The organism is Pseudomonas sp. SCT, from assembly GCF_003864275.1.
Lineage (GTDB): Bacteria > Pseudomonadota > Gammaproteobacteria > Pseudomonadales > Pseudomonadaceae > Stutzerimonas > Stutzerimonas stutzeri_AE.
In genome coordinates this window covers 96,806-116,646 of record NZ_BDJA01000004.1, presented here as the reverse complement: position 1 = coordinate 116,646, position 19,841 = coordinate 96,806, and the positions used below count along the sequence as shown (strand labels likewise).

The 19,841-nt window shown below is 63.7% G+C and carries 16 protein-coding genes and 1 pseudogene; 11 read left to right on the top strand and 6 right to left on the bottom strand.

Going from position 1 to position 19,841, the window contains the following annotated elements; genetic code table 11:
• Positions 1-23: 23 nt before the first annotated feature.
• The 5 genes and pseudogenes from BHD08_RS11625 to BHD08_RS11605 all read left to right on the top strand — a co-directional run bounded on the left by BHD08_RS11625 (position 24) and on the right by BHD08_RS11605 (position 3,927).
• Entirely contained in the window at positions 24-1,934 is a 1,911-nt protein-coding gene (locus tag BHD08_RS11625; RefSeq protein WP_125022424.1) for an ATP-binding cassette domain-containing protein, read from the top strand.
• Positions 1,931-2,512, top strand: coding sequence for a mechanosensitive ion channel family protein (locus BHD08_RS11620; protein WP_015278401.1), 582 nt, complete (start codon positions 1,931-1,933; stop codon positions 2,510-2,512). The genes BHD08_RS11625 and BHD08_RS11620 overlap by 4 nt, the downstream gene beginning before the upstream one ends.
• A gap of 15 nt (positions 2,513-2,527) precedes the next feature.
• Positions 2,528-2,778: pseudogene (locus BHD08_RS11615) on the top strand (TerC family protein); the annotation flags it as partial.
• A 46-nt stretch (positions 2,779-2,824) separates the two neighbouring features.
• A complete protein-coding gene (locus BHD08_RS11610) occupies positions 2,825-3,457 on the top strand; it encodes a LysE family translocator (protein ID WP_125022422.1) in 633 nt (210 codons plus the stop codon).
• 14 nt (positions 3,458-3,471) lie between these two features.
• A complete protein-coding gene (locus BHD08_RS11605; RefSeq protein ID WP_125022420.1) occupies positions 3,472-3,927 on the top strand; it encodes a YaiI/YqxD family protein in 456 nt (151 codons plus the stop codon).
• Between the two features lie 4 nt (positions 3,928-3,931).
• Here BHD08_RS11605 and BHD08_RS11600 read toward each other — a convergent pair whose 3' ends face one another.
• Positions 3,932-4,399, bottom strand: coding sequence for a thioesterase family protein (locus BHD08_RS11600; protein ID WP_125022418.1), 468 nt, complete (start codon positions 4,397-4,399; stop codon positions 3,932-3,934).
• Positions 4,400-4,547: 148 nt separating this feature from the next.
• Positions 4,548-5,213, bottom strand: coding sequence for an isoprenoid biosynthesis glyoxalase ElbB (gene elbB, locus BHD08_RS11595; protein WP_015278397.1), 666 nt, complete (start codon positions 5,211-5,213; stop codon positions 4,548-4,550).
• 301 nt (positions 5,214-5,514) lie between these two features.
• Here elbB and hemB point away from each other — a divergent pair, with 301 nt between their 5' ends.
• Together hemB and ppk1 are read left to right on the top strand one after the other, a co-directional pair.
• On the top strand, positions 5,515-6,528 hold the full coding sequence (gene hemB / locus BHD08_RS11590; RefSeq protein ID WP_015278396.1) for a porphobilinogen synthase: 1,014 nt from the start codon (positions 5,515-5,517) through the stop codon (positions 6,526-6,528).
• A 19-nt stretch (positions 6,529-6,547) separates the two neighbouring features.
• Complete coding sequence (gene ppk1, locus BHD08_RS11585; protein ID WP_125022416.1) at positions 6,548-8,764, top strand: polyphosphate kinase 1; 2,217 nt, start codon at positions 6,548-6,550, stop codon at positions 8,762-8,764.
• A gap of 105 nt (positions 8,765-8,869) precedes the next feature.
• Here ppk1 and ppx read toward each other — a convergent pair whose 3' ends face one another.
• Positions 8,870-10,372, bottom strand: coding sequence for an exopolyphosphatase (gene ppx, locus BHD08_RS11580; protein ID WP_125022414.1), 1,503 nt, complete (start codon positions 10,370-10,372; stop codon positions 8,870-8,872).
• 183 nt (positions 10,373-10,555) lie between these two features.
• On the opposite strand from ppx, the gene trxA reads away from it, so the two are divergent.
• The 4 genes from trxA (at position 10,556) to BHD08_RS11560 (ending at position 15,008) form a co-directional block, all read left to right on the top strand.
• Positions 10,556-10,882, top strand: a complete 327-nt coding sequence (gene trxA, locus BHD08_RS11575) for a thioredoxin TrxA (protein ID WP_015278393.1) — start codon at positions 10,556-10,558, stop codon at positions 10,880-10,882.
• A gap of 231 nt (positions 10,883-11,113) precedes the next feature.
• Positions 11,114-12,373, top strand: a complete 1,260-nt coding sequence (rho, locus tag BHD08_RS11570) for a transcription termination factor Rho (RefSeq protein WP_014821732.1) — start codon at positions 11,114-11,116, stop codon at positions 12,371-12,373.
• A 123-nt stretch (positions 12,374-12,496) separates the two neighbouring features.
• Positions 12,497-13,963, top strand: coding sequence for a 4-hydroxy-3-polyprenylbenzoate decarboxylase (gene ubiD / locus BHD08_RS11565; RefSeq protein WP_125022412.1), 1,467 nt, complete (start codon positions 12,497-12,499; stop codon positions 13,961-13,963).
• Positions 13,964-14,036: 73 nt separating this feature from the next.
• A complete protein-coding gene (locus BHD08_RS11560; protein WP_015278391.1) occupies positions 14,037-15,008 on the top strand; it encodes a CDP-6-deoxy-delta-3,4-glucoseen reductase in 972 nt (323 codons plus the stop codon).
• 55 nt (positions 15,009-15,063) lie between these two features.
• Here BHD08_RS11560 and BHD08_RS11555 read toward each other — a convergent pair whose 3' ends face one another.
• From BHD08_RS11555 to BHD08_RS11545, 3 genes are all read right to left on the bottom strand, one after another.
• Positions 15,064-15,729: an SPOR domain-containing protein gene (locus tag BHD08_RS11555; protein WP_125022410.1), complete on the bottom strand. Its 666-nt coding sequence runs from the start codon at positions 15,727-15,729 to the stop codon at positions 15,064-15,066.
• Positions 15,730-17,469, bottom strand: coding sequence for an arginine--tRNA ligase (argS, locus tag BHD08_RS11550; RefSeq protein WP_125022408.1), 1,740 nt, complete (start codon positions 17,467-17,469; stop codon positions 15,730-15,732). It abuts the gene before it with no gap.
• Positions 17,470-17,581: 112 nt separating this feature from the next.
• Positions 17,582-19,804: a primosomal protein N' gene (locus tag BHD08_RS11545; RefSeq protein WP_125022406.1), complete on the bottom strand. Its 2,223-nt coding sequence runs from the start codon at positions 19,802-19,804 to the stop codon at positions 17,582-17,584.
• Positions 19,805-19,841: the final 37 nt, after the last annotated feature.

Below are 19,841 nucleotides of genomic sequence, written 5' to 3'. Positions count from 1 at the left end.
GAACTGATAAACTCGCCGACATTATGATCCGACTTCAGAACCTCACTCTACAGCGTGGCCCGCAGCGTTTGCTGGAAGGCGCCGAGCTGACCCTGCACCCCGGCCAGAAGGCCGGCCTGATCGGCGCCAATGGCGCCGGCAAATCCACCCTCTTCGCATTGCTACGCGGTGAAATGGTGCCCGACGGTGGCGATTGCCAGCTGCCACCGGACTGGCGCATCGCGCACATGCGTCAGGAGATCGATACCCTCGATCGCCTGGCGGTGGATTACGTCCTCGATGGCGACGTCGAGCTGCGCCGCGTCCAGCGTGAGCTGGCCGCAGCCGAGCAGGCGCACGATGGCAACGCTCTGGCGCGGTTGCATACCGAGCTGGACAACCTCGACGGCTATAGCGCCGATGCCCGTGCGCGCAAGTTGCTCGCCGGGCTGGGCTTTGCCAACGAGCAGATGACGCTGCCGGTCAGCAGTTTCTCCGGTGGCTGGCGTATGCGTCTCAACCTCGCGCAGGCGCTCATGTGTCCGTCGGATCTGCTGTTGCTGGACGAACCGACCAACCACCTCGATCTCGATGCGATTCTCTGGCTGGAGGATTGGCTCAAGGGCTATCCCGGCACCTTGCTGTTGATTTCCCACGACCGCGACTTCCTCGATGCGGTGGTCGATCACGTTATCCATCTCGAACAGCGCAAACTGACGCTCTACCGTGGTGGCTACTCGGCGTTCGAGCGCACCCGTGCCGAACGCCTGGCGCAGCAGCAGCAGGCCTTCGAGAAGCAGCAGGCGCAGCGCGCGCACATGGAAAACTACATCCGCCGCTTCAAGGCTCAGGCGACCAAGGCACGCCAGGCCCAGAGCCGGATCAAGGCGCTGGAGCGGCTCGAGGAGCTGGCACCGGCGCATGTCGACTCGCCATTCGACTTCCGCTTCCGTGAGGCGGACAAGGTATCCAGTCCGTTGCTGGACCTCGCCGAAACGCGCCTCGGTTACGGCGAAAAGGTCGTCCTGGAGAAGGTCAAGTTGCAGCTGGTGCCCGGTGCACGTATTGGTCTGCTGGGACCGAACGGCGCGGGCAAGTCGACGCTGATCAAGACGCTTGCGGCCGAGCTCACACCGCTGAGTGGCCGCCTGCAGCGCGGCGAGAATCTGGCCGTCGGCTACTTCGCCCAGCATCAGCTCGATTCGCTCGATCCCAAGGCCAGCCCGCTGCTGCACCTGCAGCGCATCGCCCCCAGTGAGCGTGAGCAGACATTGCGTGATTTTCTCGGTGGCTTCGACTTCCGTGGTGCGCGCTGCGACGAGCCGGTGCTGAACTTCTCTGGTGGCGAGAAGGCGCGCCTGGCGTTGGCGCTGATCGCCTGGGGCAAGCCCAATCTGTTGCTGCTCGATGAGCCGACCAACCACCTCGATCTGGAAATGCGCCTGGCACTGACCCTGGCCCTGCAGGATTTCGAAGGTGCGGTGCTGGTGGTGTCCCACGACCGGCATCTGCTCAAGAGCACCACCGACGAGTTCCTGCTGGTCGCCGACGGGCAGGTGCAGAGTTTCGACGGAGACCTCGAGGATTATGCGCGCTGGCTGGTTGATTACCGGGCGCGCCAGCAGCCCGTCGCCAGCGGCGAGCCCGCGGCGGACAAGACCGACAAGCGCGCCCAGCGTCAGGCCGCCGCCGCGTTGCGCCAGCAGTTGGCGCCGCACAAGCGCCAGGCGGACAAGCTGGAGAAGGATCTGGCGACGGTGCACGAAAAACTGGCCGAGCTCGAAACGAGCCTGGGCGACAGCGCGCTTTACGAAGTGGCGCGCAAGGATGAGCTGCGCCAGCTGCTGGCGAAGCAGGCCGAGTTGAAGGTTCGCGAAGGCGAGCTTGAGGAGGCCTGGCTGGAAGCGCTGGAAACGCTGGAAGCCTTGCAGGCGCAACTGGAGGCCAGCGCATGAGCGAACCCTGGCTGAGCATGGTCGAAGAGTGGCGGTTGCAGTGGATGCTCGGCCTGCAGGTGCTGCTCATCCTGCTGGTGGCCTATGTACTGCAACGGCTTGTGGCCCGCGGCCTGACGCGGCTGTCGTCGCGCTACCCGTTGCCGCCGGAACTGCTGATTCCGGTGCGCGGCGGCATCCGCTGGTTCATCATCGGCGGCGCGCTGATCATGGTGCTGGAGCGCTTTGGTGTTTCTGCCACGGTGCTGTGGACGGCCATTTCCGGGTTCGTCGCGGTGGCAGCGATCGCCTTCTTCGCGATCTGGAGCGTGCTGTCCAACCTGCTTTGTGCGGTGCTGATTCTCACCGTAGGGCCGTTCCGGCTGGGCGACGTCGTGGAAATCGTCGAGGCGTTCGACAAGCCGATCGTCAAAGGCCGGGTGATCGACATCAATCTGGTCTACACCACTCTCGAAGAGGTGGCCGAAGCGGGCACCGGCGCCATCGTCCAGGTGCCCAACAGTCTGTTTTTCCAGAAGGCTGTGCGCCGCTGGCGTGGCAGCGAAGTCCAGCTCTACCACCGTAACCCCAACGAGTAACAACTCTCATGGAATGCCGTGTTGGTGATGAAGCTGGCTACGGACACCATCAGCGACTTCATGGCTGAAGATTGTCGCGCTGCCTTCCTCATCGTGGTCGGTACGCTGCTGATTGCCGAAGCCTTCGGTGTGCATGTGCCGAGGGCTACGTCTACTTCGCCATGGCCTTCTCGCTGGGCGTCGAGACGCTGAACATCCGCATGCGCAAGGCCATGAAGCGCAAGCTCAAGGAGCCGGTGAAGCTGGGCAAGGGCTTGCCGGACTGAATCGAAGCGCCGGCTGCGGCGCAATCGTCTGAACGGAGGAATTCAAATGTCACTGGAAACCTGGCTCGCTTTCTTCGTCGCCTGTTGGGTAATCAGCCTGTCGCCGGGCGCCGGTGCCATCGCATCGATGTCCTGCGGCCTGCAGTACGGCTTCTGGCGTGGCTACTGGAACGCCATCGGCCTGCAGCTGGCATTGGTGCTGCAGATCGCGGTGGTGGCTGCGGGTGTCGGTGCGGTGCTGGCGACCTCGGAGTTGGCGTTCAGTCTGATCAAGTGGTTCGGCGTCGGCTATCTGCTGTGGCTGGCCTGGAAGCAGTGGCAGGCGCAACCGCAGGCGCTGGACGACTCCGCCGCGCCGCGACCCATTGGCAGGCCGCTGAGCCTGGTGCTGCGCGGGTTCGTCGTCAATGCCAGCAACCCCAAGGCGATCGTCTTCATCCTTGCGGTCCTGCCACAGTTCCTCGACCCGCAGCGGCCGTTGCTGCTGCAATACAGCGAAATGGCCGCAACCATGGTGGTGGTCGATTTGATCGTCATGGCTGCATACACCGGGCTGGCGGCGAAAGTGCTGCGGTTATTGCGCACGCCGCGTCAGCAGCGCCTGATCAATCGCAGTTTTGCCGCGGCCTTTGCCGGTGCGGCGGCGCTGCTGGCAACGGTGCGGCGCGCTGTCGTATGAGCGAGCCGACTTCAATGCGCGTCTGGATCGACGCTGATGCCTGTCCACGGGCGGCGAAGGATCAGGTGATCAAGTTCGCCCTCAAGCGCAAGTTCGAGGTGCTGCTGGTCGCCGGGCAGAGCCAGGTCAAGCCGGCGTTCGCCTGCGTGCGGCTGATCGTGGTGCCGAGCGGTCCGGATGCGGCTGACGACTATCTGGTCGAGCATGCCGAGCCTGGCGATCTGGTGATCTGCAGTGACGTTCCGCTGGCCGATCGACTGGTGAAGAAGGGCATCGCGGCTTTGGACCCGCGCGGTCGCGAGTTCGACGAGCGCAACATGGGCGAGCGCCTGGCAGTGCGCAATCTGTTCACCGATCTGCGCGAGCAGGGGCAGGTAGGTGGCGGCCAGGCTGCCTACAGCGAGCGCGATCGGCAGGCCTTCGCCAATGCACTGGACCGCTTGCTGACGCAGCTGTCGAGAAGCCGCTAAGCGATCAGCCGCAGAGGTAGGTCCCGGTGCCCACGGCTACCAGCACACCGGTTTCGTTATGCAGCTCCGAGCGCACCACTGCGACCTTGTTGCCCGAGCGCAGCAACATGGCGCAGGCACTGAAGCGCGTGCCGCGGCCTGGCCGCAGGTAATCGATGCGCAGGTCGATGGTGCCCAGCCGGGATAGTCGCGCGGCGCGCTCCTGCGTCGTCAGGTGACGATGCTTGTCGAAGGCGCCGAGCATCGCCATGGCCCCGCCGGCGACGTCCAGCAGCGAGGCGATGACCCCGCCGTGGAGGATGCCGTGGACAAAATTGCCTACCAGCTCGGGCTTCATCGGCAGGTGCATCACCACCCGGCTAGTGGAGATTTCGTCGAGTTCGATGCCCAGTGCCTGATTGAACGGGATGCGCTCGAACATCTGGCGTACCGCCTGGGCCTGCTCGGCGAGCAGTTCATCGTCTTGATTCATGATCGGCATTCCTGTGGCTGAGCGACCAAGCTGCCCGACCCTGCCTTCGCTGAACAGGGCAGCGGCATGAGCAGCCGCGGCTTTGGCGGCTTTCGCGCAAAAAAAATCCCGGGCTGGCCCGGGATTTTTATCAGCACTGCGGAGCAGATCAGCTCTCGGTGGTCATTTCCAGAACGCGATCGACCAGCTTGTAGATGCCCGATGCGGCCTCGCTGATGGACTGCGCCAGCATGTATGCAGGGGTGGTGACCAGTCGGTGCTTGTCATCCACGACGATATCGCTGACTTCGCATGCCTGATGCTCGGCGCCCATCTGGCCGACCGCCTTGGCCGCATCGGCGTCGTCGCTGCCCAGGGTGCAGACCACGCCGGCCCCGAAAATCTGCGCGGCCATGGTCGGTGCGATGCACATCATGCCGATTGGCTTGCGCGCTTCGGCGAAGGCCTGGGCCAGTGCGATCACTTCAGGCAGCGCCTTGCTGGCGGCGCCTTCGGTGGCAAAGGTCGACAGGTTCTTCGCGGCGCCAAAGCCGCCGGGGATGATCAATGCATCGAAATCCTCGGCGCGGGCTTCGCGCAGGTCCTTGATCTCGCCACGGGCCAGGCGCGCCGATTCGGTCAACACGTTGCGCGATTCTGGCATCTCGTCGCCGCTCAGGTGATTGATCACGTGCATCTGCGGGATGTTCGGTGCGAAGCACTGCACCTTGACGCCACGCTGGTCCAGGCGCAACAGAGTGATGACGCTCTCATAGATCTCCGAGCCGTCGTAGACGCCACAGCCGGATAGGATCACGGCGACTTTCTTGTTCATAGCGATACTCCTGGTCAAGTTCAACGGCCCTGCGGTGGGCGCTGCGGATGCGTTCGATGCTAATGCCTGAGACGGCTTCAGGTAAGCCCCGCATGTTTGTTGGATGCGTCGGAGCTGTCGGTGTTCATTGCCGCAGGTCTGGCATGCCGGTTTGCGCTTGATCAAAGGACTGGCAGTCACCGGCATGGCTGGCGACAATGGGGTGATTTCGCAGGCCCGGCGGCGTGCCGTTGTCATCATTTCGTCATGCGCCAGGCCTATAAACGTCATATTCGCCCGTTTTGCGGGCCAGGAGTCCGTCGTGAGTTTCGTTCCTGCCAGCCGGTTGTTCCCTGCTACTCGCCTGCGTCGCAACCGTCGCGATGATTTTTCCCGCCGCCTGGTGCGCGAGAACGTTCTGACGGTCGATGACCTGATCCTGCCGGTGTTCGTGCTCGATGGCGAAAATCGCCGTGAGGCGGTGCCGTCGATGCCGGGAGTGGAGCGCCTGTCCATCGACCTGCTGCTCGAGGAAGCCGAGGAGCTGGTGGCGCTGGGGATCCCGGCGCTGGCGCTGTTCCCGGTGACGCCGCTGGAGAAGAAATCCCTGGATGCCGCCGAAGCCTGGAACCCCGACGGCATCGCCCAGCGTGCCACCCGCGCGCTGCGTGCGCGCTTCCCGGAGCTGGGGATCATCACCGACGTCGCGCTCGATCCCTTCACCACCCATGGCCAGGACGGCATCCTCGACGACAACGGCTACGTGCAGAACGATGTCACGGTCGACGCGCTGGTCCGCCAGGCGCTGTCCCACGCCGAAGCCGGTGCCCAGGTGGTCGCACCGTCAGACATGATGGACGGTCGCATCCAGGCGATCCGCGAGGCGCTGGAAGTGGCCGAGCATCACAACGTGCGCATCATGGCCTACTCGGCCAAGTACGCCAGTGCCTACTACGGCCCGTTCCGCGATGCGGTCGGTTCGGCGGCCAACCTCGGCAAGAGCAACAAGAACACCTACCAGATGGACCCGGCCAACGGCGACGAGGCCCTGCATGAAGTCGCCGCCGACCTGGCCGAGGGCGCGGACATGGTGATGGTCAAGCCCGGCCTGCCTTATCTGGATATCGTCTGGCGCGTGAAGGATGCCTTCAAGGCGCCGACCTTCGTCTATCAGGTCAGTGGTGAGTATGCGATGCACATGGCCGCCATCCAGAACGGCTGGCTGAGCGAGGCCGTCATCCTTGAGTCTTTGGTCGGCTTCAAGCGTGCCGGGGCCGATGGCATCCTCACTTACTTCGCCAAACAGGCGGCACAACAATTAAAACGGGGCCAGTGAGCCCTTTCGAGGCAAAGCGATGATCAACCAGGGACTCAGCGAAAAGGAACTGCAGGACGCCGTCGTCAGCGAGGTGCTGGAGCCGGTCGTGCCTGAAGCGGTGGCGGTGCCTTCCGCGCCGCCGGAAGTCATCGAGGAAGCGCCGGTCGCACCGGTGACCAATCTGGATGACAGCGTGCTGTACATCCATCGCGAGCTTTCCCAGCTGCAGTTCAACATCCGCGTGCTGGAACAGGCGCTGGACGAGTCCTATCCGCTGCTCGAGCGGCTGAAGTTCCTGCTGATCTTTTCCAGCAACCTCGATGAGTTCTTCGAGATTCGCGTCGCCGGGCTGAAGAAGCGCGTCACCTTCGCCCGCGAGCAGGCCGGCGCCGACGGCCTGCAGCCGCACCAGGCGCTGGCACGCATTTCCGAGCTGGTGCATGAACAGGTCGACCGCCAGTACGCGATCCTCAATGACGTGCTGCTGCCGGCACTGGCCGAGCATCAGATCCGCTTCATCCGTCGTCGGCACTGGACGGCCAAGCTCAAGACCTGGGTGCGCCGCTATTTCCGCGACGAGATCGCGCCGATCGTCACGCCGATCGGCCTGGACCCGACCCATCCGTTTCCGCTGCTGGTGAACAAGAGCCTGAACTTCATCGTCGAACTGGAAGGTGTCGATGCCTTCGGTCGCGACTCCGGTCTGGCCATCATCCCGGCGCCACGGCTGCTGCCGCGGGTGATTCGTGTGCCGGAGTCGGTCGGTGGTCCGGGCGACAACTTCGTCTTCCTCTCATCGATGATCCACGCCCACGCCGACGACTTGTTCCACGGCATGCGCGTCAAGGGCTGCTACCAGTTCCGCCTCACTCGTAACGCCGACCTCTCGGTGGACACCGAGGACGTCGAGGACCTGGCCCGCGCGTTACGCGGCGAGCTGATCTCCCGGCGTTACGGTGATGCCGTGCGTCTCGAGGTGGCCGACACCTGCCCGCAGAATCTGGCCGACTTCCTGCTCAAGCAGTTCAGCCTCGGCGAGAGCGAGATGTACCGGGTCAACGGCCCGGTCAACCTGACCCGGCTGTTCAGCATCACCGGCCTGGACAGCCACCCGGAGCTGCAATACAGCCCGTTCACCCCGTCGATTCCGAAGCTGCTACAGAACAGCGACAAGATCTTCAGTGTGATCAACAAGCAGGACATCCTGCTGCTGCACCCCTTCGAGTCCTTCACGCCGGTGGTCGACCTGCTGCGTGAAGCGGCGAAGGACCCGTGCGTGCTGGCGATCAAGCAGACGCTGTACCGCTCCGGCGCCAATTCGGAAATCGTCGATGCGCTGGTCGATGCGGCCCGCAGCGGCAAGGAAGTCACTGCGGTGATCGAGCTGCGTGCCCGTTTCGACGAGGAGTCCAACCTGCAGCTCGCCAGCCGTCTGCAACAGGCCGGTGCGGTGGTGATCTACGGCGTGGTCGGCTACAAGACCCACGCCAAGATGATGCTGATCCTGCGCCGCGAAAACGGCGAGCTGTGCCGCTACGCGCATCTGGGCACCGGCAATTACCACGCAGCCAACGCCAGGCTGTACACCGACTACAGCCTGCTGACTTCGGACGACGCGCTGTGCGAGGACGTTTCCAAACTGTTCAGTCAGCTGATCGGCATGGGCAAGACTATGCGCATGAAGAAGCTGCTGCATGCGCCGTTCACGCTGAAGAAGACGCTGCTCGACCTGATCGCACAAGAGACGCAACACGCTGCCGAGGGGCGGCCGGCGCATATCATCCTGAAGATCAACGCGCTGACCGACCCGAAGATGATCAAGGCGCTGTACAAGGCCAGCCAGACGGGCGTGCGCGTCGATCTCATCGTGCGTGGCATGTGCTGCCTGCGCCCGGGCATTGCCGGGGTCTCGCACAATATCCATGTGCGCTCGATCATCGGCCGCTTCCTCGAGCACAGCCGGGTGTTCTACTTCCAGAACGATGGCGACGAGAAGCTCTACCTCTCCAGTGCTGACTGGATGGAGCGCAACCTCGATCGTCGGGTGGAGACCTGTTTTCCGGTGGAGGGCAAGAAGCTGCTGATGCGGGTGAAGAAGGAGCTGGAAGGCTTCCTCAGCGACAACACCCAGAGCTGGATCCTGCAGCCGGACGGCAGCTACCTGCGCAACAGCCCCACCGGCAACCAGAACCCGCGCAATGTGCAGAGCACCTTGCTCGAGCGCCTGACCGGCCCGCAGGTCGCGGCGCGCTGAGACTGGCCATCGTGCACGGTTCGTTTTCAGGCATGTGGCGCCGGCTCGGCCGGTGAGACGAAAAGCGGATTCCTGAATCAACAAGGGCCCCAACGGGCCCTTGTTTCATTTCATCCGCAGTTCATATCCCACGCGCGCGAGCCAGGCGGCTTCGGCCTCGAAGTCGGCGCGGGTCAGCGGGTTGGCGCCGAGCCAGCCGGCCGGGAAGATCAGCTCAAGGTTGCGCTCGTCGGCCTTCAGTTGTACTTCAGAGACGGCATTGGCGCCGCGGATGTGGTGAAACAGAATCGCAAAGCGCAGCAGGATGCACAGGCGCACCAGGGCATCGGCGTCGGCCCCGGTTTCACCGAACTTATCCTGCGGAATATTGCGCCGGTGGCCGCGTACCAGCAGCGCCAGCATCAACTGATCCTGACGTGAAAAGCCCGGCAGGTCGGAGTGCTCGATCAGATAGGCGCCGTGCTTGTGGTAATGGTAATGCGCGATGTCGAGCCCCACTTCATGCACGCGCGCGGCCCAGGCGAGCAGCTCGCGGTGCCAGTCCTGGTCGAGGTTCCAGGCCTCGGCGACCTGGTCGAAGGCCTCCAGCGCCTTGGCTTCGACCCGTGCGGCCTGCTCCATGTCGACGTGGTAGCGCTCCATCAGGAAGCTCAGCGAGCGGTCGCGGATGTCCTCGTCGTGATGACGGCCGAGCAGGTCGTAAAGCACCCCTTCGCGCAACGCGCCTTCGGAGTGGGTCATGCTGCTGATCTCGAGCGCATCGAAGATCGCCTCGAGAATCGCCAGGCCCGCCGGGAATACTCCGCGGCGATCCGGCTTGATGCCATCGATATCGATCTTTTCCACGTCGCCGAGCTTGAACAGCTTGCGCTTGAGCCAGCCGAGCCCTTCGAGATTGACTTCGCCGTTGCCGAAGCCGCCGCTCTTGATGGCCAGCCCCACGGCACGGATGGTGCCGGATGCACCAATGGATTCCTGCCAGCCGAGCCGGCGCAGGCCGTGCTCGATGCCCATCAGCTCGACACGCGCAGCGGTGTAAGCCTGGGCGTAGCGCGCCGGGGTGATCTTGCCGTCGCGGAAGAAGCGCTGGGTATAACTCACGCAGCCCATCTGCAGGCTTTCACGCAACTGCGACTCGAAGCCTTCACCGATGATGAATTCGGTGCTGCCGCCGCCGATATCGGCGACCAGGCGTCGGCCCTGGCTCGCCGGAACGGTGTGCGACACCCCGAGGTAGATCAGGCGCGCTTCTTCGCGGCCGGAAATGACTTCCACCTGGTGGTCGATGATCTCTTCGGCGCGGCGGATGAAGGTGGCGCGGTTGCGCGCCTCGCGCAGGGCGTTGGTGCCGACGATGCGCACGGCGCCCTGGGGCAGGTGGTTAACCATCTGCGCGAAGCGCCGCAGACAGTCCAGTCCGCGCTGCATGGCAGCCTCGTCGAGCAGACGATTCTCGTCAATGCCCGCAGCCAGCTGGACCTTCTCGCCGAGCCGTTCGAGGATGCGCATTTCGCCGTTGGCGGTGCGAGCGAGCACCATATGAAAGCTGTTCGAGCCCAGATCCAGGGCGGCGATCATGGGGAAAGTATCGGCGGTGTTCTGGCGCATTGGGCGGTCTCGATGCAAAACCCCGACATCCTGACACGATCGCCCCCATCCGCCAACGCAGTCATCGCCGCAGCGGCCTGCTGCGGGCGGGCGCTCGTCGCCTGCTGGCGGGTCTGCGGCTTTCGATCCGCTCACAGTAGGGCTATGATGGCGACCTTTCCGTTCCGACCCTGGAGAAAATCCATGAGCGACTACATCAACAATGTCAGCGACAGCAGTTTCGAGCAGGACGTCCTCCAGGCCGACGGTCCCGTACTGGTCGACTACTGGGCTGAATGGTGTGGCCCCTGCAAGATGATCGCGCCGGTACTCGACGAGATCGCCAAGGAATACGAAGGCCGTCTGAAGGTCTGCAAGCTCAACATCGACGAGAACCAGGAAACGCCGCCGAAGTATGGCGTGCGTGGCATCCCGACACTGATGCTGTTCAAGAACGGCAACGTCGAAGCCACCAAGGTCGGCGCGCTGTCCAAGTCGCAGCTGGCAGCCTTCCTCGACAGCAACATCTGAGTTCGCCAACGTTCTCTTCCAAAGCCCCCGCAGACGCGGGGGCTTTTTTTATCGGCAGGGTGGACGCTTCGCCTGCACGGTGCTAAATTCGGCCTCGCGACGCATTCTTCCGTCGCCCTCTGCACGCCGTCGCCGACGCACTTCAGCCTCATAAAGCACAACGAACCTGTTCGTCTCTTGCTGCGCGGCTTCTCAAGCTAATCGCTTTCTACATCCTTCCTGACTCTCTCTATGAATCTGACTGAACTCAAGCAAAAGCCCATCACCGAACTGCTGGAAATGGCCGAACAGATGGGCATCGACAACATGGCCCGTTCGCGCAAGCAGGACGTGATTTTCTCCCTGCTGAAGAAGCACGCTAAAAGCGGCGAGGAAATTTCCGGTGATGGCGTGCTGGAGATTCTCCAGGACGGTTTCGGCTTCCTGCGCTCCGCGGATTCTTCCTATCTGGCCGGCCCGGACGACATCTACGTCTCGCCCAGCCAGATTCGTCGCTTCAATCTGCGTACCGGTGACACCATCATCGGTAAGATTCGCCCGCCCAAGGAAGGCGAGCGTTACTTCGCCCTGCTCAAGGTCGACTCGATCAACTACGATCGGCCGGAGAACGCGAAGAACAAGATCCTCTTCGAAAACCTGACCCCGCTGTTCGCCAACGAGCGCCTGAAGATGGAAGCCGGCAACGGCTCCACCGAAGACCTCACTGGCCGCGTGATCGACCTCTGTGCGCCGATCGGCAAGGGCCAGCGTGGCCTTATCGTCGCTCCGCCGAAAGCGGGCAAGACGATCATGCTGCAGAACATTGCCAGCAACATCACCCGTAACAACCCCGAGTGCCACCTGATCGTGCTGCTGATCGACGAGCGCCCGGAAGAAGTGACCGAAATGCAGCGCACCGTGCGCGGCGAAGTGGTCGCCTCCACCTTCGACGAGCCGCCGACCCGCCACGTGCAGGTCGCCGAGATGGTGATCGAGAAGGCCAAGCGCCTGGTCGAGCACAAGAAGGACGTGGTCATCCTGCTGGATTCCATCACCCGCCTGGCGCGCGCTTACAACACCGTGATCCCGAGCTCCGGCAAGGTCCTGACCGGTGGTGTCGACGCCCATGCGCTGGAGAAGCCCAAGCGTTTCTTCGGTGCCGCGCGCAATATCGAGGAAGGCGGTTCGCTGACCATTCTCGCCACCGCGCTGGTCGAAACCGGCTCGAAGATGGACGAGGTGATCTACGAGGAATTCAAGGGCACCGGCAACCTGGAGCTTCAGCTCGATCGCCGCATTGCCGAAAAGCGCGTATTCCCGGCCATCAACATCAATCGCTCGGGTACCCGCCGCGAAGAGTTGCTGACCAGTGAGGAAGAGCTGCAGCGCATCTGGATTCTGCGCAAGCTGCTGCACCCGATGGATGAAAGCGCCGCCATCGAGTTCCTGCTCGACAAGCTCAAGGACACCAAGACCAACGACGAATTCTTCATGTCCATGAAGCGCAAGTAAGCGACTCGTCGTTACCCACAAGGCCGGGGAAACCCGGCCTTCGTCTGTCTGCAGGTTTTGGAAAATCCGGCGCTGGGGCTAAACTTTGCGCCCCGACCCTGCCGGCCCATGCGAGGCTCAAGCATGCAGTATCGCGATCTGCGCGACTTTATCAGCGGCCTGGAAAAACGTGGCGAGCTCAAGCGCATCACCACTGCCGTCTCTCCCGTTCTGGAAATGACCGAGATCTGCGACCGCACCCTGCGCAAGCAGGGCCCGGCGCTGCTGTTCGAGAATCCGACCGGTTTCGACATGCCGGTGCTCGGCAACCTGTTCGGCACGCCGCAACGGGTCGCCCTGGGCATGGGCGCCGAGGATGTCTCCGAGCTGCGCGAAATCGGCAAGCTGCTGGCGTTCCTCAAGGAGCCGGAGCCACCGAAGGGGCTGAAGGACGCCTGGAGCAAGCTGCCGATCTACAAGAAGGTCATCAGCATGGCGCCCAAGGTGCTCAAGGACGCGCCTTGTCACGAGGTGATCATCGAGGGCGATGACGTCGACCTGGCGAAGATCCCGGTTCAGCACTGCTGGCCGGGCGACGCCGCGCCGCTGATCACCTGGGGTCTGACCATCACCAAGGGGCCGAACAAGGAGCGACAGAACCTCGGTATCTACCGCCAGCAGGTGATCGGCGGTAACAAGGTGATCATGCGCTGGCTCAGCCATCGTGGCGGTGCGCTGGATTTCCGCGAATGGTGCGAGAAGTATCCTGATCGGCCGTACCCGGTGGCAGTGGCGTTGGGCGCCGATCCGGCGACGATCCTCGGTGCGGTGACGCCTGTGCCCGATACGCTCTCCGAATACGCCTTCGCCGGTTTGCTGCGCGGCTCGCGCACCGAGCTGGTCAAGGCGATCGGCTCCGACTTGCAGGTGCCGGCCTATGCCGAGATCGTCTTGGAAGGGCATATCTACCCAGGCGAGATGGCCGACGAAGGCCCCTACGGCGATCACACCGGCTACTACAACGAAGTGGATCGTTTCCCGGTGTTCACCGTCGAGCGCATCACTCAGCGCAAGAATCCGATCTACCACAGCACCTACACTGGCCGACCGCCAGACGAGCCGGCGATTCTTGGTGTGGCGCTGAATGAAGTGTTCGTGCCGATTCTGCAGAAGCAGTTCCCGGAGATCGTCGACTTCTACCTGCCGCCGGAAGGCTGTTCCTACCGCATGGCAGTGGTGACCATGAAGAAGCAGTATCCCGGTCACGCCAAGCGGGTCATGCTGGGGGTGTGGAGCTTCCTGCGTCAGTTCATGTACACCAAGTTCGTCATCGTCACCGACGACGACATCAATGCTCGCGACTGGAATGACGTGATCTGGGCCATCACCACGCGCATGGACCCCAAACGCGACACGGTGATGATCGACAACACGCCGATCGATTACCTGGATTTCGCCTCACCGATCTCCGGGCTGGGCTCGAAGATGGGCCTGGATGCCACCCACAAATGGCCGGGCGAGACTAACCGCGAATGGGGACGCGCCATAGTCCAGGATCCGGCGGTGAAGCAGCGGGTCGATGAACTCTGGTCGCAGCTGGGTATCGACTGACATAACCGAAGAGGCGGGCTCGAGCCCGCCCGAAGCCTTGGCGGGTCATCCCGTTCACTGATAAGACGTGCACATGAAAGTTACCTTGCAGCCATCCGGCGCCGTGCTCGACGTGCGGCCCGGCGAACGATTCCTCGATGCCGCCAGGCGTCTGGGCTACGAATGCCCGCAGAGCTGTCGCAACGGCAATTGCCATATCTGTGCCTCGCTGCTGGTCGAAGGACGTGTGCGCCAGGCCGGCGAAGTGCGCGATCACGGCGAGCTGCTTGCCTGCCTGGCCGAGCCGCTGGAAGACTGCGTGCTGCTCTGGGATGGCGTGCTGGCGCCCGGCGAACTGCCGGTGCGCGAGCTGAGCTGCCAGCTGAGCGGCTACGAAGAGGTCGGCGGCGATGTAGTGCGTCTGCGTCTGCGTCTGCCCGCTGGCCGGCAACCGCGCTATCACGCTGGCCAATATCTGCTGCTGCAGCGGGAGGATGGCGAGTGGTCGGCGTTCTCTCTCGCTTCGGCGCCAGGGAGCGGTCGGGAGCTCGAACTGCACGTGCTGGCTCGCGAAGAGTCCGCCATCGAGCTGCTGGCGTTCCTGCAGCGACAAGGCTTCGCCCGGGTCCAGTTACCGTTCGGCGATACGCATCTGGCCGAGCTACCGGATGGCCCGCTGGTGCTGGTCGCTGCCGGCACCGGCATGGCGCAGATGCACAGCCTGATCGAGTACTGCCGCGCCGCGGGCTTCGTGCATCCGGTGCATCTGTACTGGGGCGTGCGGCGGCCGGAAGATTTCTACCAGCTGCCGCACTGGGATGAATGGCAGGGCATGGGCAATCTGCATCTGCACCGGGTGGTCAGTGACGTCTGTGGCTGGGAAGGGCGCTGCGGCATGCTGCACGAAGCGATCCGAGAGGACTTCAGCGATCTCAAAGCGCTGCATGTCTATGCCAGCGGCTCGCCGTCGATGGTCTATGGCACGCTCGATGCGCTGGTGGAGGCGGGGATGGACCCGCATCAGATGCGTGCGGACGTGTTCGCCTACGCGCCGCGTGAGGACTAAGGCTGCAGTGGTCGGATAAATGAAAAACGCCGGGTCGAAACCCGGCGTTTTTCGTTCAGCGCGTCTGCCGCTGTTGCAGCAGCAGGTTCTTGTAGCCACTGGCGGCGAGTGTCTTCTGTGCGGCGTTCAGTTGCTCGCGACTGCCGAAGGGCCCGACCAGCACGCGATACCAGGGCTCGTCACGAACCTTGACGCTTTCCACCCGCACATCCTGGCCGAGCAGGATGATCTGCGCACGCACACGATCGGCTTCCGCCTGCTGGCGGAAGGAACCCGCCTGCAGGAATAACTGGGTCACCGGAGCCTTGGCCACGGTGGGCGGTGGTGGCGGCACCTGGCCGTTGAGGGCGGCCTGGGCGCGCGCTTCGTCGATCTTCGCCGCTTCCTCCGGCGTAACCGGCGTGCTTGGTGGTTCCGGCTGCTTGGCCTCGGGCGGCAGAATTACCTCCGACTCGGGCAGCAACGTATAAAAGTCGTACTTCGGCTTGGCTGGCTGCTCACTGGTTGGGGTGCGCTTGGGCTGTTCCTTGATCGCGGTCTTCGGGGCTTCCTTGACGCGTTTGACCTCTTCGCCCCCCGGCTCGAGGCTCATCAGAAACACGATGAAGCCGCCGATCACCAAGCCACAGACCAGCCAGATCCAGCCTGGTACGGCCTGCTTGGCTGGCGCTTGATAGCGGCTGGCGCCCCGCTTGGGCGCGGCTTTCTTCCTTGCAGCCACTTACATGCGCTCCAGAGTTTCCAGACCGAGAAGTTCCAGGCCCTGCTTGAGGGTCTTGCCGGTCAGGGCGGCCAGGCGCAGTCGGCTCTGTTTCTGGTCTTCCTGCTCGGCGCTGAGAATCGGGCAGTGTTCGTAGAAGCTGGAGAACAGCCCGGCCAGATCGTACAGGTAAGCGCACAACAGGTGCGGTTCGCCTTTCTCGCCGACGCTGTTGAGCACCTCGCCGAACTGCGCGAGCTTGGCAGCCAGGGCGAGTTCCTGCTCGGCTTCCAGTCGGATGCGCCCGGTGCTTTCGTCGATGCCTTTGCCTAGCTTGCGGAACACACTGGCCACGCGGGTGTAGGCATAGAGCAGGTAGGGTGCAGTGTTGCCTTCGAAGCTCAGCATCAGTTCGAAGTTGAAGCGGTAATCGCTGGTACGGTGCTTGGACAGGTCGGCGTACTTGACCGCGCTGATGCCCACCGCCCGGGCGATCTGGCGCAGCTCGGCCTCGTCGAGCTCGGGGTTCTTGCCTTTGACCAGGGCATAGGCGCGCTGCTCGGCCTCGTCGAGCAGATCGATCAGCTTCACCGTACCGCCGTCGCGGGTCTTGAACGGACGTCCGTCGGCGCCGTTCATGGTGCCGAAGCCCATGTGTTCCAGCTGCATGCTTTCATGAACGAAGCCGGCGCGGCGGGCCACTCCGAAGGCCATCTGGAAGTGCAGCGCCTGACGCTGGTCGACGAAATACAGCGCGCGATCGGCATGCAGCACCTGGCTGCGGTAACGCATGGCGGCCAGGTCGGTGGTGGCATAGAGATAGCCGCCGCCGGCCTTCTGCACGATTACCGGCAGCGGGTTGCCTTCGGCGTTCTTGAACTCGTCGAGGAAGACACACTGCGCGCCGTTGTCCTCGGTAAGCAGGCCCTTCTCGCGCAGCGCATCGACAATGCCTGGCAGCTCGGCGTTATAGGCGCTTTCGCCCTTCACATCGGCCGGGGTCAGTTTGACGTTGAGGCGGTCGTAGAGCTTCTGGCAGTGCGACAGCGAGATGTCGTTGAAGCGGGTCCAGAGGCTCAGGCACTGTGCGTCGCCAGCCTGCAGCTTGACCACCAGCTCACGGGCGCGGTCGGCGAACTCGGCGGACTCGTCGAAGCGCTGCTTGGCGGCGCGATAGAACTGCTCGAGGTCGGCCAGTTCGCTCTCGGCGGCGGCCGGCTTTTCTTCAAGATAGGCGAGCAGCATGCCGAACTGGGTGCCCCAGTCGCCGACGTGGTTCTGCCGGATCACCTCGTCGCCGAGGAAATCCAGAACACGGCCCACTGCATCACCAATGATGGTCGAGCGCAGGTGGCCGACGTGCATCTCCTTGGCCAGGTTTGGCGATGACAGGTCAACCACCACGCGTTGCGTAGCACTTGCCTTGCGCACTGCCAGCTGTGCGTCGGTCAGGGCCGTTTCGAGGCGCTCGGCCAGGGCGTCGCTGTTCTGGAAGAAATTCAGAAAGCCCGGTCCGGCGATTTCCACCTTGCTGACCTGGGCATCCTGCGGCAGTGCGGCGATCAGCTTCTCGGCCAGGTCGCGCGGCTTCAGGCCGGCAGGCTTGGCCAGCATCAGGGCGATATTGCTGGCGAAATCACCATGACTCTTGTCCTTGGTGTTCTCCACCTGAATAGCAGGTGTCAGCCCATCGGGCAGCACGCCTTCGCTGGTCAGACGAACAAGGGCTTGCTGGATCAGGTGGCGAATGCTGTCTTTCATGGTCGGCTCGGTCCGCAAGAGTGCGCGAAAACCCGGCATTATCGGGGTGCGATGGGTATCGCTTCAAGGTGCGTAGCGCCCAGGCCGGGAAAAGTGCCGTTAATCCGGGCGTTCAGAAGAGGTCGATCGGGTCGACATCCAGACTCCAGCGTACCGCTCGGCTACCGGGCAGCTGTTCGAGCGTGGGGGTCCAGATGTCCATCAGGCGATGCAACGTCGCCCTGGCGTTGCCCTGAAGCAGCAACTGAGCTCGATAGCGTCCGGCGCGTCGCTCCATTGGTGCGGGAACCGGTCCGAGCAGTTCGACGCCGTTGAGTTGCAGTTGCTCGAGTAGCTGTTCGGCGAGGCTGCAGGCGTCATCGAGGAAGGCTTCGGCCTGGCCCGGCTTCTGCGCTTCGGCGCGCAGCAGCGCCAGGTGGCTGAACGGTGGCAGGCCGGCGGCGCGGCGTTCGGACAGCGCCTGCTCGGCGAAGGCGAAATAGCCCTGCTCGGTCAGCTGCACCAGCAGCGGATGGTCGGCCAGATGCGTCTGGATGATGACCTTGCCAGGTTCTTCCGCCCGCCCGGCGCGCCCGGCGACCTGGACGATGAGCTGGGCCATGCGCTCGCTGGCGCGAAAGTCGGCAGAGAACAGTCCACCGTCTGCATCGAGAATTGCCACCAGCGTGACGCGCGGAAAATGATGGCCCTTGGCGAGCATCTGCGTGCCGACCAGCAGGCAGGGCTCGCCGCGATTGATGGTGCCGATCATCTGCTCCATCGCGCCCTTGCGTGCGGTGCTGTCGCGGTCGATGCGCAGCACCGGATAATCCGGAAAGAGGATGCCCAGGCGTTCCTCGGCGCGTTCAGTCCCGGCGCCTACTGGTCGCAAGTCGACCTTGCTGCAGTCCGGACAGTTGCGCGGTGGCCGCTCGACATGCCCGCAATGGTGGCAGCGCAGTTCGTTGTGGCGTTGGTGCAACGTCATTCGTGCGTCGCAACGCGGGCATTGGCTGAGCCAGCCGCAGTCGTGGCAGAGCAGGGTGGGGGCGAAGCCGCGCCGGTTGAGGTAGATCAGCACCTGCTGGCCAGCCGCAAGGGTCTGGCCGATGGCCTGTTGCAGCGGGCCGGAAATGCCGGCATCCAGTGGGCGGCTCTTGACGTCCAGGCGCAAGAAGCGCGGTGACTGGGCGTTGCCGGCGCGTTGGGTCAGTTTGAGCAGCGCATAGCGTCCGCTGTGGGCGTTGTGCAGGCTCTCCAGCGAAGGTGTGGCGGAGCCGAGCACAATCGGTAGGTTTTCCTGCCGTGCTCGCACCAGGGCCAGATCGCGCGCGTGATAACGCAGGCCCTCCTGCTGTTTATATGAGGCGTCGTGCTCTTCATCGATGATGATCAGTCCCGGATTCTTCATCGGCGTGAACAGCGCCGAGCGGGTGCCGATGATGATGTCCGCTTCACCGTCGCGGGCGGCGAGCCAGGCATCGAGCCGGTCACGATCATTGACGTTGGAATGCAGCAGGGCGATCCGTACATTGAAGCGCTGCTCGAAACGGGCGAGCGTCTGTGGTCCCAGGTTGATCTCGGGGATTAGCACCAGGGCCTGCTTGCCGGCTTCCAGTACGCGATGAATCAGTTGCAGATAGACCTCGGTCTTGCCGCTGCCGGTCACCCCGGCCAGCAGGAACGCCTGAAACCCTCCAAGGCCGGCGCTCACCGCTTCGAAGGCCGCGCGTTGCTGTGCGTTCAAGGTGAGTTCGGCCTGCAGCAGCCAGCTGCCACTGTGCCCGCGAGACGGCTTGCTGCGGCGTGATTCGATATGTACCAGGCCCTTCTCCAGCAGCAGGTCGAGGCTGTCCTTGTTCAGCTGCAGTTTGCTGAGCAGCGCATGCGGCAGGCCGTGAGCATGCTGGGCGATGGCTTTCAGCGCTTCACGCTGCCTGGGTGCGCGAGCCAGTCGCGGGTCTTCGGGGCTGGCGCCTTCGGCTAGGCGCCAGTAGCGCTCCTGGCGCGCCTCGGCGGGTTCGCCCTGGCGCAGCAGTACCGGCAGTGCCCAGCTGAGGGTGTCGCCCAGGCTGTGCTGGTAGTACTGCGCGGTCCACAGGCAGAGCTTGAACAGCGGCGCGGGCAGCGGTGGTTTCGCGTCCAGCAATTCCAGCGCCGGCTTGAGCTTCTCCACCGGTACTTCGCTCTGGTCGCTCAGCTCGACCAGAATGCCGACGACCTCGCGTCGACCGAAGGGCACGCGCAGGCGCACGCCTGGTTGCAGCGCGGCGCGCGACACGCCAGCCGGCGGCAGATAATCGAACAGGCGGCGCAAGGGCGAGGGCAGCGCCAGGCGGAGGATGCAGGAAGGCAAGCGGTGTTCCTTGGCAATGAGCGCAGATGGTAAACGA

Bases quoted from the DNA above. Each gene is read 5' to 3' on its own strand.
- BHD08_RS11625 (WP_125022424.1), top strand. From the start codon at position 24: ATGATCCGACTTCAGAACCTCACTCTACAGCGTGGCCCGCAGCGTTTG.
- BHD08_RS11620 (WP_015278401.1), top strand. From the start codon at position 1,931: ATGAGCGAACCCTGGCTGAGCATGGTCGAAGAGTGGCGGTTGCAGTGG.
- BHD08_RS11610 (WP_125022422.1), top strand. From the start codon at position 2,825: ATGTCACTGGAAACCTGGCTCGCTTTCTTCGTCGCCTGTTGGGTAATC.
- BHD08_RS11605 (WP_125022420.1), top strand. From the start codon at position 3,472: ATGCGCGTCTGGATCGACGCTGATGCCTGTCCACGGGCGGCGAAGGAT.
- BHD08_RS11600 (WP_125022418.1), bottom strand. From the start codon at position 4,399: ATGAATCAAGACGATGAACTGCTCGCCGAGCAGGCCCAGGCGGTACGC.
- elbB (WP_015278397.1), bottom strand. From the start codon at position 5,213: ATGAACAAGAAAGTCGCCGTGATCCTATCCGGCTGTGGCGTCTACGAC.
- ppk1 (WP_125022416.1), top strand. From the start codon at position 6,548: ATGATCAACCAGGGACTCAGCGAAAAGGAACTGCAGGACGCCGTCGTC.
- ppx (WP_125022414.1), bottom strand. From the start codon at position 10,372: ATGCGCCAGAACACCGCCGATACTTTCCCCATGATCGCCGCCCTGGAT.
- trxA (WP_015278393.1), top strand. From the start codon at position 10,556: ATGAGCGACTACATCAACAATGTCAGCGACAGCAGTTTCGAGCAGGAC.
- rho (WP_014821732.1), top strand. From the start codon at position 11,114: ATGAATCTGACTGAACTCAAGCAAAAGCCCATCACCGAACTGCTGGAA.
- ubiD (WP_125022412.1), top strand. From the start codon at position 12,497: ATGCAGTATCGCGATCTGCGCGACTTTATCAGCGGCCTGGAAAAACGT.
- BHD08_RS11560 (WP_015278391.1), top strand. From the start codon at position 14,037: ATGAAAGTTACCTTGCAGCCATCCGGCGCCGTGCTCGACGTGCGGCCC.
- argS (WP_125022408.1), bottom strand. From the start codon at position 17,469: ATGAAAGACAGCATTCGCCACCTGATCCAGCAAGCCCTTGTTCGTCTG.